The organism is Gallaecimonas zhanjiangensis, from assembly GCF_057624825.1.
On record NZ_CM172603.1, the window covers coordinates 3,412,378 to 3,424,508 of the forward strand.

14 protein-coding genes are annotated in these 12,131 nt (G+C 60.3%); 4 read left to right on the forward strand and 10 right to left on the reverse strand.

Annotation, left to right across the window (positions count from 1 at the left end; all coding sequences use genetic code 11):
* Window positions 1-8: 8 nt before the first annotated feature.
* A complete protein-coding gene (locus AC22G1_RS16150; protein ID WP_123420362.1) occupies window positions 9-431 on the forward strand; it encodes an MAPEG family protein in 423 nt (140 codons plus the stop codon).
* A 40-nt stretch (window positions 432-471) separates the two neighbouring features.
* On the opposite strand, the gene bla is transcribed toward AC22G1_RS16150, so the two are convergent.
* The 3 genes from bla to AC22G1_RS16165 all read right to left on the reverse strand — a co-directional run bounded on the left by bla (window position 472) and on the right by AC22G1_RS16165 (window position 2,589).
* The gene (gene bla / locus AC22G1_RS16155; protein WP_487314274.1) at window positions 472-1,347 is read right to left on the reverse strand and encodes a class A beta-lactamase; all 876 of its coding nucleotides are present in this window, start codon (window positions 1,345-1,347) and stop codon (window positions 472-474) included.
* 9 nt (window positions 1,348-1,356) lie between these two features.
* A complete protein-coding gene (gene yegS, locus AC22G1_RS16160; protein ID WP_487314275.1) occupies window positions 1,357-2,244 on the reverse strand; it encodes a lipid kinase YegS in 888 nt (295 codons plus the stop codon).
* Window positions 2,245-2,379: 135 nt separating this feature from the next.
* On the reverse strand, window positions 2,380-2,589 hold the full coding sequence (locus AC22G1_RS16165) for a hypothetical protein (protein WP_487314276.1): 210 nt from the start codon (window positions 2,587-2,589) through the stop codon (window positions 2,380-2,382).
* A gap of 221 nt (window positions 2,590-2,810) precedes the next feature.
* Here AC22G1_RS16165 and AC22G1_RS16170 point away from each other — a divergent pair, with 221 nt between their 5' ends.
* Entirely contained in the window at window positions 2,811-3,248 is a 438-nt protein-coding gene (locus AC22G1_RS16170; RefSeq protein ID WP_487314277.1) for an excinuclease ABC subunit A, read from the forward strand.
* Between the two features lie 23 nt (window positions 3,249-3,271).
* Here the strand turns inward: AC22G1_RS16170 and AC22G1_RS16175 are convergent, their stop codons facing one another.
* From AC22G1_RS16175 to yfaE, 4 genes are read right to left on the reverse strand one after another with little or no spacing between them, the layout of a single operon-like run.
* On the reverse strand, window positions 3,272-4,417 hold the full coding sequence (locus AC22G1_RS16175) for a glutathionylspermidine synthase family protein (protein WP_487314278.1): 1,146 nt from the start codon (window positions 4,415-4,417) through the stop codon (window positions 3,272-3,274).
* Window positions 4,417-4,953: a DUF1190 domain-containing protein gene (locus AC22G1_RS16180; RefSeq protein ID WP_123420367.1), complete on the reverse strand. Its 537-nt coding sequence runs from the start codon at window positions 4,951-4,953 to the stop codon at window positions 4,417-4,419. The genes AC22G1_RS16175 and AC22G1_RS16180 overlap by 1 nt, the downstream gene beginning before the upstream one ends.
* A gap of 11 nt (window positions 4,954-4,964) precedes the next feature.
* Entirely contained in the window at window positions 4,965-5,369 is a 405-nt protein-coding gene (locus tag AC22G1_RS16185) for a DUF350 domain-containing protein (protein WP_050657796.1), read from the reverse strand.
* A 3-nt stretch (window positions 5,370-5,372) separates the two neighbouring features.
* A complete protein-coding gene (yfaE, locus tag AC22G1_RS16190; protein ID WP_487314279.1) occupies window positions 5,373-5,654 on the reverse strand; it encodes a class I ribonucleotide reductase maintenance protein YfaE in 282 nt (93 codons plus the stop codon).
* A 110-nt stretch (window positions 5,655-5,764) separates the two neighbouring features.
* On the opposite strand from yfaE, the gene AC22G1_RS16195 reads away from it, so the two are divergent.
* The gene (locus tag AC22G1_RS16195) at window positions 5,765-6,727 is read left to right on the forward strand and encodes a hypothetical protein (protein WP_487314280.1); all 963 of its coding nucleotides are present in this window, start codon (window positions 5,765-5,767) and stop codon (window positions 6,725-6,727) included.
* Window positions 6,728-6,785: 58 nt separating this feature from the next.
* Here the strand turns inward: AC22G1_RS16195 and AC22G1_RS16200 are convergent, their stop codons facing one another.
* Window positions 6,786-8,522, reverse strand: coding sequence for an aminopeptidase P family protein (locus AC22G1_RS16200; RefSeq protein ID WP_487314281.1), 1,737 nt, complete (start codon window positions 8,520-8,522; stop codon window positions 6,786-6,788).
* A gap of 9 nt (window positions 8,523-8,531) precedes the next feature.
* Window positions 8,532-10,781 carry a zinc-dependent metalloprotease gene (locus tag AC22G1_RS16205; protein WP_487314282.1) on the reverse strand — a complete coding sequence of 750 codons (2,250 nt, stop codon included), beginning with the start codon at window positions 10,779-10,781 and terminating at the stop codon, window positions 8,532-8,534.
* Window positions 10,782-10,928: 147 nt separating this feature from the next.
* Here AC22G1_RS16205 and AC22G1_RS16210 point away from each other — a divergent pair, with 147 nt between their 5' ends.
* Window positions 10,929-11,483, forward strand: coding sequence for a YtfJ family protein (locus AC22G1_RS16210; protein WP_487314283.1), 555 nt, complete (start codon window positions 10,929-10,931; stop codon window positions 11,481-11,483).
* Window positions 11,484-11,547: 64 nt separating this feature from the next.
* On the opposite strand, the gene mepK is transcribed toward AC22G1_RS16210, so the two are convergent.
* Window positions 11,548-12,090 carry a peptidoglycan L,D-endopeptidase MepK gene (gene mepK / locus AC22G1_RS16215; protein ID WP_487314284.1) on the reverse strand — a complete coding sequence of 181 codons (543 nt, stop codon included), beginning with the start codon at window positions 12,088-12,090 and terminating at the stop codon, window positions 11,548-11,550.
* Between the last annotated feature and the right edge of the window lie 41 nt (window positions 12,091-12,131).

The window sequence follows — 12,131 nt, forward strand, 5'->3', positions numbered from 1 at the left end:
GTGCCGCTATGACCATCCCCCTTTGGACCCTGCTGGGTTTTGCCGTCTGGACCCTGGTGCTGATGCTGTTTACGGTGGGCTTTTACCGCTGGAGCCGGATCTTGGCCGGGCGCCAGGCCATCAACAGTTTTCGGGCCGATGATGTAACCGGCGACGAATGGTACCGGCGGGCGATGCGAGCCCACGCCAATTGCGTGGAAAACCTGCCGGTATTTGGCGCCATCGTGGTGGTGCAGCACTTAGCGGGGCTGAGGGGCGAGCTGATTGACGGCCTCTGTATGGCGGTGCTGGTAGCCAGGGTGGCGCAATCGCTGGTGCATGTGTATCTCATCCAAACCAACACCATGACCCTGCTGCGTTTTGGCTTTTATATGGTGCAGGTGGTGTGCTTTTTATGGCTGGTGGTACTGACCGCCGCGCATTTTCAATAAAAATACCTGCCAAACCGCTCAACCATGATTCGTCCCCCGGCTAGTGGCCGGGGGGATAAAACTGCTCGGCCACCGCTTGGCTGACAGCGGCAATGGCGGCGTTTTTCTGGGCGCTGCCGCCAAGGCCATCGCTGTAATAGACCGCCAAGAGATAAGGAGGCTGGCCGCTGGGCCAGACGATCGCCACATCGTTGCTGCCGCCGTTTTCGCAACTACCGGTTTTATCGCCAGCCTGCCAGCCGCCGGGCAAACCGGCGCGGATCTTGGCCATACCGGTTTGGGTGGCTTTTAGCCACGCAAGCAGTTGCTGGCGTGAGGCGGGCGCAAGGGCCTTACCCAGCAACAGCTTTTGCCACAGCGTCACCATGGCCGCAGGGGTGGTGCTATCGCGCGGGTCGCCAGGCAGGTTGGTATTAAGGGAAGGCTCGGTGCGGTCAAGGCGGGTGAGGTTATCACCAAGGCTGCGAATATAGGCGGTCAGCCCGGCCGGGCCGCCAATTTTGGCCAGCAGCAGGTTGGCGGCGGTGTTGTCACTCAAGGTGATTGCCGCGCCGGCCAGGGCCGAGACCGTCATCTGCCCTTCATCCACATGGGCCGCCGTTACCGGCGCGTAATCCAGTAGATCGCCCTTGCCATAAGGCACCTGGGCATTGAGGTTAAGCTGCCCCAGCTCGGCCTTTTTCAGCACCGCCGCGGCCAGCAGCGCCTTGAAGGTGCTGCACATGGCAAAGGTATCATGCTCGCGATACCCCAACTGGCGGCCATCGCGGCTATCAAAGGCGGCCACCCCGAGGCGGCCGCCGTATTGGCTTTCGATGTCACTCACCGTGCGGCTAAAATCATCCGCCAGGCTGATGCCAGGCAACAGCAGGCAGGTTAACCACAGCAATGGGTTACGGCATAGGGTGTTCGCCACGGTGCGTCCTTACTCCGGTAAGTGGAATGACAGCTGCTGTTTTAGCACGCTGAAACGAAAATGGGTGTCCTTCATGGGCTCGCCGTCCAGATTGATGTGCAGCGGCGCCTCGGCAATGAGTTCAAACTCGGCAGCCTGGCGGCGTTTGACCCAAGCCTCGTGGCCTTGCAGGCCGTCTTTGGCCAGGGCGTCCAGCATATCCAGCAGCCCGACCCGCTCGTTGTGCGGCAGCAAGGTGATATCCAGCAGGCCATCGTCCAGGCAGGCGTCGGGGCACAGGCGGATGCCGCCTCCGGCTTGCCAGCCGTTGCCCACCGCCAGCGCCATCAGCTCGCCCCGCCAGCTGGCGTCACCGTTTTTTAGCTCCACTGCAATGGGCTGAAAATCAAACAGCTTGCCGATGCCGGTCAGAAGGTAAGAGAACTTGCCCAGCACCCGCTTGAGATCCGGGTTGGTTTCCACCGTCACCTGGGAGCCAAAACCGCCGGTCACCACATTCAAAAAGGCGCGGCCGTTAACCAAGCCTACATCGATGGGCCGGGGCGCCTTGTTGAGGATAATGGCCATGGCCTTGTGCAGGTTGTCGGCACTGATCCCCACCCCATGGGCAAAGTCGTTAGCGGTGCCCATGGGCAGCAGCCCCATGGCCTCTACCGGCTTTCCCTTGGCCAGCATGCCTTGCAGCACCTCGTTGAGGGTGCCGTCGCCCCCCACCGCCACTATGCTGTCCAGGCCCTGGCCCAGGGCCTCTTTGGCAAAGCGCTCGGCGTCCCCTTCTTCAAAGGTGGCCCTGACCGAAACCTCATGGCCATGGCTGCGGCTTTGCTCGATAAGCTGGCGAAGCGTGGTGTTGGCGGCAGATTTACCGTTAATGATGAGGCGGATACGTTTGCCCATGGTCCCTCCTTAGCAGCCCCCAGCTTAACGGCACCAAGCAGACGCGGCGAGGTCGGCAAGCAAGGCGGTTCAGCAAAGAGGCCCTTTGCCGAGCCAATAAAAAAGCCCCGTGCTGGGGCTTTTTTAGGTTTCTTGTTATGTCGTGAGGGAGGAGTGGGGTGGCCGGCTTTTCACCCAAAACAGGGCCAAACCGAGCCAGGACGCCAGCAAGCAGGCCATAACCCACCAGCCGACCGAGCCCTTGACCTGGCGGTTGGACGCAATCACCAGCAGGGCCGGCAACAGCATCATCACCCCCAACACCACCACGGCCGCCGACAGCGACTCGAACAGTGTCCATTCCATGGGCTTTCCCGTGTGTTGGCCATTCCTCAAAAGCAGGCGAAATTTAACATTAACAATACAAAAGTGCCAGAACCCACACAGCTGAGTTGGCGCTGGCCCGCAAAGTGCGAAAACCATGGCGGTGCGCGCTTTACCATCAGCTAACAGCTTGATTAAATAAGGCACCACCAGCCGGTGGCCTGCTACTAACTAACGACCGGATAACCACACAAGGACAGTCGATGTACAAAAAAATTCTGCTGGGCGCCGCCGCGCTAATGCTACTGAACGCACCGGTTATGGCCCGGGACTCCATCAACGATTACTCAGTCAAGGACGCCATGGCCCAATCCGAGGCCAAGGAAATTTTGGGCGACAACATCCGTTTTTATTTCGGTGGCCAGCACCATGGCAAGGTGCTCAAAACCTTCGGTGAGTTTCGCACCAATCAAAAAACCAACGCTTTTGGGAAAAGCGACGAAAAGGCCTGCAACTGGGTGTTTTTGTCGGCCATGAAATCGCTTAAGCAGCGGGCCGAAGCTGAAGGTGGCAACGCGGTTATCAATATCCGCTCCAACTATCGCAACAACCTCACCACCAGCGACACCACCTTTAAGTGTGGTGCCGGCGCCATCATTGCCGGGGTAGCGTTGGTGGGGGATGTGGTCACCCTGAAATAAAAAAGCGGGCCAGGCCCGCTTTTTTATTCGCTGATGATGTGCGGCACGAAGCGGGCACTGTCCTTGGTGATAAGGCTGCTGTCTTCGCGTATGCCCATGCCGCAGGCCACGTCTCCCACCACCCAGCTGCCCACCAGGGTATGGTTGCCGGCAAAGGCCGGCAGCGGCGCCAGGGTTTGGCGGATAAAGCGGCCATCATCGTATGGGCCGGGTTCGGCCAGGCGCTGGCCATCGGGCAGGTACAGCTCGACGTTGGCCCCTTCCCGGGAAAATATCGGCTTTTTCACCCAGCCACGGCCAAGGGCCGAGCCGTCGTCAAAGTGCGCTTCCAACAAGTTGGGGTGGCCTTTATGGGCCTGCCACAGCAGCGGCAGGATGCCTTTGTTGGCGAGGATGATTTTCCAGGGCGGCTCCAGCCATAAGGTCTGGCTGCCGGCGATAAGGTCGCCAAACTCTTCGGCCAGCATGAATTCCCAGGGATAGAGCTTGAAGATGGCGTCGATAGCCTGATCTTCACGGTCCCAGAAGCGGCCGTCACCAAAACCTATCTGCTCCATGGGCACATAGCGGGTGGCAAGACCGGCCTGGGAGGCGATATCTTGCAGGTAGCGCACCGTGCCCAGATCTTCGTCGCTGTTTTGCACGCTGGCAAAGTGCAGCCGCTCCACCCCCAACTCGCCAAAGCGGCTTTGTAGCTGCTCTTGAAGGCTGTTGAACTGATCGCTGCCCTTGGGAACCATGTCGTGCTTGATGGCATCTTCGAGCCACAGCCACTGGAAGAACCCGGACTCGTACAACGAGGTGGGGGTGTCGTAGTTCAGCTCTAAAAGCTTGGCCGGGGCCGCGCCGTCGTAGCTAAAATCCATGCGCCCGTACAGATGCGGCTGGCGCTGGCGCCAACTGGTTGCCACCAAGTCCCAGTGGCGCTCGGGAATACAGAGCTGCTCAAGCTTTTGCTCGCTGGCCACCACCTCGTCCACTAGGGCCATGGCCAATTCATGAAGCTCCTGGGTGACATCTTCGATGTCGTTCTCAACCTGCTTGAGGCTGAACTGGTAATAGGCGGACTCGTCCCAGTACTTTTCACCGTCGATGGTGTGAAAGCGAAAGCCCAAATCACGGGCCTGCTCCTGCCACCAGGGGCGCTCTTCAATCGTGATGCGTTTCATCAGCCACCAAAGCTTGTGCGACGTGCCGCCTGGGCACCAAAGCCGCCACGGCGCACCACACCGGCCGGCGCCACTTTGACGTCAGAGGGGCGCACCTTGACCGGGCCTTCGCCACGGGAAACCGGCACGTTCTGGGCGGTACGGTAGGTGTTGGGGTCGTCTTTGGAGCGATACAAAGGCTGGGTTTGCACCGGGTTGCGGCCACCGCTCAGCATCTGGCCGGCCATAAAGCCCATCATCATCGGCATGAAAAAGCCGCCGCTTTGCTGGTATTGCTGCTGGCCGGGAACAGCGCAGTTACCGGCGCCAAAGTCCTGCTCGCAAGCTTGCAAGCTGGTGTAGCGCGGCGCGGTTTGCTCGGCGACTTGCTTGGCTTGCTGGAACTGGCTCTCGCACTGGGCGCGGTCATGAAACTGGGCGCATTGCTCGACACTTTTATAGACGCTGGCATCCACCGGCGGCTCGCTGCAACCGGCAATGTAGAGGGCGCTGATAGGCGCCATCAGGGTCAAGGCCACTTTTTTACTGCGTTTCATTTGCGCTCCTTTCAATAGGTCATGCAGGCGGCGTTAAGCAGCCCCACCGCCACCGACGCCAAGCCGGTAAAGATGCCTGCCGCCGCTTCGCCCTGGCTTATCCGCGCCGGCAAGTCCGCCAGCAACCGCTGCAATACCTTGAAGGTAAGCAGCTGCACCACCAGCGCCACCAGGCCCCAGATGGCGCCATCTACCCAGGACTGGGAGTTGGCCACGGCGCTTGCCATGGGTATGGCAAAGCCCACCAGGGCGCCGCCAAAGGCCAGGCTGGCCGCCACGTTGTTCTGGCGGATAAGGGCAAACTCGTCGTGGGGGGTCACCCAGGTGTAAATCCAGACAAACACCAGCAGCATGCCGGCCGCCAGGGCAAAGTAGCCGACAAAGGCGGCCAGTGACTGCAAGTAAACAGGGTCCAAGGCTTACTCCTTTTTCAGATAATCGGCTTCCAGCTCAACGATGCGGCTGACGGCAACACTGCAACAAGTCAGCACTTCCCCGTCGTTGATGTAGGCAATGGGGGTGTCGAGATAACGCACTTCACCGTTTTTCAGGCGCATCCGGCAGGCCCCGCAAAAGCCGCCCCGGCACTGGTATTCCACGGGAATGCCTTTAAGCAGCAGCTGATCGAGGATGGGCAGGTCCGGTGCCACGGGGATGATGTGCTCGCCGACAACGAGCGCACGCTTGGTGTTGTCCGTCATAACAGGTCAATTTTCGGCTAAGGGCCCAACTATACCGCAAAGGTGTCTTGCGATGGACTCCCCGCTTCCCTAAAATCGCCCCGTACAAAAATCGCACAAAAGATAACTAAATGAAAAATCTCGTACTTTGCTTGCTTACCACCCTGTTGCTGCTGGGCTGCCAAACCACCAAACGCCAAGCCCTGGCGCCCCAGAACAACGCCAGCCTCAACGACAGCGTTATTATCCAGGACCAAAGCGCCCAGCTGCTGGGGGCCCGCTACGGCGATGACACCTCAGAGCGCGCCGCCGTCACCACCCTGGCGCCGGTGCAGGCCCAGATGCAGCGCTTTATGTTCCAAACCAGCTTCAAGCACAAGCTGCGCAAAGCTTTTTGGGACCACGAGCAGTTAAGGGGCAACAAAATCATCGAGGTGGACGACCCGGCGAGCCTTACCGATCTGTTTGCGGTGCGCGGGGTGGACGGCAAAAACGTCCTCAAGCTCACCCCCAGCTACACCTTGAGCAGCGACCGGCGCCACCTGCAGCTGACCCTGCTGGCCGAGTATTTCGAGCCGCCGAAAAAGAGCCGTTTCAGTACCGAGAAGACCCCTCGGGTGCTGTATCGCAACACCTTTTACTTCCAGTCGCCGGCCCTGGCCTTTACCCCCAGGAAGACCCGCAACAGTGACGAGATTGCCGCCGAGCGCAAAGTCATCGACGAGAAATACTACGCCCTCAAAGACAAGGCCACCGACGGCTACCAGCGTCTGCAACTGAGTAAAGATCAGCAGCGTGAGCTGGACGCCATCGAGACCGAGCAGGACGAAGCCGGGATCAGCAAGCAATACAGCGATTTTCTCAATGCCCACCAGGATTGGCTGATTGACCAGGCCAACCAGGGCATGACCGAAGTCATTGAAATGATGCTCTACGACATCGCCACCCCGGCCCTGCCGGACATGGACGAAGCCAGCCAGTTCCCGGCCCCCGAAGGCCGCCAGTGGCAGCGCCTGAGCAAAAGAGATGGCCGCAACCTGGTGTCTACCGCCAGCGGCGAGAGCTTTAACTGGGGCGACTTGGCTCACGACTGAACAAGGCGTGCATGGCACGCCTTGGGGTGAAAAAAAAGCCGGCTGATGCCGGCTTTTTTCATAAGGGCGCGCAGGCGGCTTCGAGCCACTGGCGGCTCTCGCCTTCAAGGCGCGGGCCAATCTTGGCCAGCACCTTGGCGTGGTAGTCGTTAAACCAGCCAAGCTCGGTGTCGCTCAGCAGGCTTTTGTCCACCAGCCGTTTGTCGATGGGGATGTAGGTGAGGTTTTCAAAGCACATCACCTCACGGTCCCCCGGGGCCTCGGCCTTTTCCACCGTCACCAGGTTCTCAATGCGAATGCCAAAGGCGCCGACGCGGTAAAAACCCGGCTCGTTGGAGAACACCATACCCGGCAGTATCGGGTAGTTGTTGGCGGCCTTGCCAATGCGCTGCGGCCCTTCATGGACGCTCAGGCACTGCCCGACACCGTGGCCGGTGCCGTGGTCGTAGTCGTAGCCTTCGGCCCAAAGCGGCGCTCTGGCCAGGTAGTCGAGCTGGTGGCCACAGGTGCCTTTAACAAAGCGGGCCCGGCCAAGGCCGATATGGCCCTTAAGCACCAGGGTGTAGAGGTGTTTTTGCTCGGCGCTCACCTCACCGATGGCCACGGTACGGGTGACATCGGTGGTGCCCAGGCGGTACTGGCCGCCCGAATCCACCAAGTAGAGGCCGTCTTGTGGCAGCTTGGCCGGGGTGCCGTTACGGAAGTTGTAATGGGGCAATGCGGCGTTAGCGCTGGCCGCCGAGATGGTGTCAAAGCTCGGTTCGAGGTAATCGGCCTGAGCTTTGCGGTAGCTCTCCAGCTGCTCGGCAAGGTCGGCTTCATCGGGGCGCTCGCCATTGGCGACGATGTCATCCAGCCAGCACAAAAACTGGCTGACCGCGGCGCCATCACGCAGGTGCGTTTCGCGCATGGCGTCAATTTCCACGGCGTTTTTGGCCGCCTTGGGAATAAGCGCCGGATCGGTGCCCAGCACCACGGTGGCGCCGGCCATGCTGAGCTCTTCGACCAAGAAAGCCGAGGTCAGGCCCTCGTCCACCAGCACTTTTTGCCCTTTAAGAGCGGCAAGCTCGGCGCCCAGCATCTCGGGGGCAAAGACTTCCACATCCGAGCCCAGCTCGGCGTCGGCCGGCAGGCGGGCGATATCCACAAACAACTTGAGATGGCCACTGGCCGACAGCAGGCCGCGCATCAGCATCACCGGCATGCAGGGAATGTCGGCGCCGCGCAGGTTGGTCAGCCAGGCCAGGCTATCGGGCTGGGCGATAAGGGCTACATCGGCTTTCTTGGCGATGGTTTTGGCCAGCTCTTGGCGTTTTTGCTGGCAGCTTTTGCCGGTCAGCTTGTCGCTCAGGGCAAAGCCCTTGGCCGATGGCAGCGCCGGGCGCTCGGGCCAGCAGGCGTCAACCAGGTTGTGGCCATGGACAAACACAACCCCGGGCGCCCCTTCGCGCCACTGGCGCAGCTGGCGGGCGCTGACGCAAAAGCTGTCAAAGCCGACGCGGCTGCCTTGGGGCAATTCGGCAAAAAAATCACCGATGGGGGTTTCATGCAAGTGATGCACTTGGGTGCCAGCTGGCACCTGGCTTTGCACCTGCACCGTGTAACGGCCGTCTACCCAGATATGCAGGCGCTCTTTGGTGACCAAGGCGATACCGGCCGAACCGGTAAAACCGGTGACAAAAGCCAGCCGCTCGTTGGCGGCCGGCAGGTATTCACCCAAAAAGGCGTCTTCGTGGGGAATAAGCCAGGCGTCGAGGTCGCCCAGCTTGCTTTGGATATGTTCAATCACCGACATCTTGGCTCCTTAAATGGGTGAACCCGGTGGAATGGTGCTCTGCAATGGCAAGGGCGTTTTAGGGTCGGCCAAAAAGGCCGCCAGCCATACTCCTGCCTCGCGCTGCTGGCGGCGCCAGGCTTCGTCGCCGCGCCGGCCTTGCAGCCAGCTGGCGCTTTGGCGCAATTCGCTGCGGATAAGGGCCGCCGCCGGGGCTGAGAGCTTGGGCAGGCTCTTGGCGAGCTCTGCCAGCCCCTGCCAGGCTACCGCACTTTGCACGGCGCTGGCATCACTCATACGCCAGCGATTGAGCACCAGAGTGTTAACGACGCTCAGCATATCAGGGCCCTTGGCCTGCTGATAGACCCGCTCCAGGCGTGCTGGCGCCAGGGCCGGGGCCAGCACCAGCTGCGCGGCGGCCTCAACGGCAGCTTGCGGATCAAAATCCTTACCCAGGCGGCTTGGCAGCCATTCGGCCTGGTTTTCAAGGTCTTGGCCGGAAGGCGGCATGGCGCGAGCCAGGCCCGGCGGCAGCGTCAGCACCTCGTCAGACAACAGGTTATCCAGCGCCTTGAGGGCTTGCTGCTGCATCTGGGGGCTGACTTCGGTGGTGCCCAGGAAGGCTTCGCCCTGGCGCCCGTATTGATAGCTGACACCGCCTAGCAGCCGCGCCACCGCTTCGGCCTGGTAGCGCTGCAATAAATAGAGCGGGGTGAGCTTGCGTTGCCAGTCGTCGCCGCGCTCGCCGGGGCCAACGGCATCGCTTTCAAAGTGGGCCAGGGCGACTTTGCGCACCGCCAGCAACTGCTCAAGGGCTTTGAGCGGATCGGCGCCAAAGTCCCACAGGTTGCCGCTTTGCTCGCTGCTGGCAAAGCCTCTGGCGCCCTCGTCGGAAACATAGGCGCGCTGCTGGTTGTCTTTGATAAGCGCGGCCCGCTGCTGGGCATTTTTGGCGTAGGCATAATGCACCAGGTAGTGGTCCCAGCCGCCGAGGCCAACGCCGTAAGCGTTATCCAGGCTCACTTCATCGCCTTTGAGGTGCACCTGGGGATGGGGGTAATCCATTACCGAAGCGTCTTGCTGGGTACTGGCGGCAAAGTTGTGGGCAAAGCCCAGGGTGTGGCCCACCTCGTGCGCCGCCAGTTGGCGAAGCCGCGCCAGGGCCATGTTGAGGGCCTCTTGATGATGAGCCTTACCCACCAGGGCTTCGGCGATGCGAAGGTCCTGGCGCACCCGCAATGAGCCAAGGCTCACCTGGCCTTTTAAAATTTCCCCAGTGCGCGGGTCCACCACCGCCGCCCCATAGGACCAGCCACGAGTAGCGCGGTGTACCCAGTTGATGACGTTGTAGCGGATATCCATGGGGTCGGCCCCTTCGGGCAGCACCTTGACCTCAAAATCGATGCCCACTTCCTTGAAAGCCTGGCTCCACCAGCGGGCGCCGTCCAAGAGCGCCGAGCGCACCGGCTCGGGGGTGCCGTTATCGAGGTAATAGATGATGGGGTGCTTGGCATCGGCGCGGTGACGAATTTGGTAGCCCTGCTCTATGGGTTGGTCCAAGGCGGTGGCGTAGTCTTGAAAATCCACGTGGAAGGAGCCGCTGCGAGGGTGATAGGCCAGGGGCTGGTAGCCGTCGTCCGGCAGGCGGATAAGGGAGATGCGCTGCACCAGGGTCAGGTGGTTCGGGTCAGGCACAGTCCAGCGGATGGCGTCCCCGGCGGGCTTGCCGCTAAAGGTGAGGATGCCTTGCAGCTCGGTGTTGTCCACAAAGCTCTTGTTGCTTTGCCAATCGATGGCGGAGAGCTTGCCGTCAAACTGGTAACTGCCCTGCCCGGCTTCGGCCACCCGCTCGGCCAGGGCCTGGCGGTCGCTCAGCACCAGGCTGGAAAGGTCCACATAACCGTCTTTTAGCTCCCCTTGCCAGATAACGGAGCGGGCAAAGGCTTCTTCAACTGAACGTTTTTCATCGTTAAAGCCGCCACGGGCGCGAAAATTGAGGTTGTCGCGGATCAGCTGCACCACCTTGCCCTGGCGGGAGAAATGCACCAGTACCGCTTCGCTGACCTGGTTACGGTCCAGCCCCACTTCATTGGCCCCCATGCCCCAGGGCAGGCTGGCATGCAGCAAAAAGGGCTCGTCAAAGCGGGGTTTGACCCACAGCGCGCCGTGGTTCGGGTCGGGGTAGAGGGTATAAAAGCCCTTTTCGGCCGCCAGGCCATCGATCACGGCGGCAAAGGCGCTCCCGGTCCAGAGCACGGCAAGCAAGGCGATAACGCGCATGGTGACTCCTTGTTCAATTCTTGTTGGTGTATCCAAACCATTGCGCCCTTTTTAACCGCCCGTTGCAACTCCCTTCAGCTTGAATACCTTGCAACTCGGATTAGTTACTGCAAAATGGTTGGACCACATAATAAGGAGCAGCAGAACATGCGTTTAACCCTTACCGCCGCCTTTACCCTGGCAATGGCTTTCCCGGCGCTGGCCCACAATATCGAGCTCAATGCTCCGGTACCCAGCGTGACCGTTACCGACGACGGCGCCATTACCTATGAGAACAAGAAATTCGGCTTTGAGCCTTTCTCCACCGACAGCCTCACCGGCAAGGTGCGGGTGATCCAGGCGTTTGCCGGGCGCACCAGCGCCAAAGAGATCAACGATCCGCTGATCGACGCCATCAAGAAAGATCACCTGTCCCAAGACAAATACCAGACCGTTACCATCATCAACGTTGATGACGCCATCTGGGGCACCGGCGCCTTTGTGCGCAGCTCAGCCAAAGACGGCAAAAAAGACTTCCCCTACTCGCAGGTGGTGCTGGACGAAAAAGGCGCCGTGAAAAAAGCCTGGGATCTCGAGCCGAAAAGCTCGGCCATCATCGTGGTGGACCAAGACGGCAAGGTACGCTTTGCTAAAGACGGCAAGCTGAGCGACGACGACATCAAAAACGTGATGGCGCTGCTGCACCAGTTGCTGGGCGCGTAATCCCCCTAAATGCAAAAAGACGAGCCAAGGCTCGTCTTTTTTGTGGGCGCTTATCGCCGCCTGGTTACCAGCGCCGCACCGGGCCGGTATCGATATGGATAAAACCATCCTGGGGGTAGTAGCCCACGCCGCCAGCTTTCATGGCCAGCGCCGCCTTGTGGGCTTTGGCCAGCTTGACGCCGGGCAGGCGAATGTCGATGGCTTTCCCTAAGCAATGAAAGGATTTGGTGGCCACATGGTGGCCGGCCTTTTTCATGGCCGCGTTAGACGCCGGGCTGCGATAGCCAGAGATCACTTCGATGGTGCCGTCAAAACCGAGGTTACCGGTCAAGCGGGTGAGTTGGTCAAAGAGCGCCGGATCCATGTGGGTCACATCGCCGCTGCGGTGATCTTTGAGCACCTCATTGAAGCTTTGCAGGGTTTCGTCGAGATAAAGGCCGTTTTGCCAATAAATCCCCTGAGCAGTCTGTCCTGTGTGTAAATTCACCATGCTTAATGCACGCTTGTGGCCCACACTGGCCATGGCCTTCCCTGGTAGGACACTGGCAGCAGCCAGGGTGCTGACGCCGACAAGAAAACGACGGCGTGAGAGCATTTTGTGCTGCATTTCACCTCCTACAACTGGGTGTTTTAGAGAGTTGCGTTTAA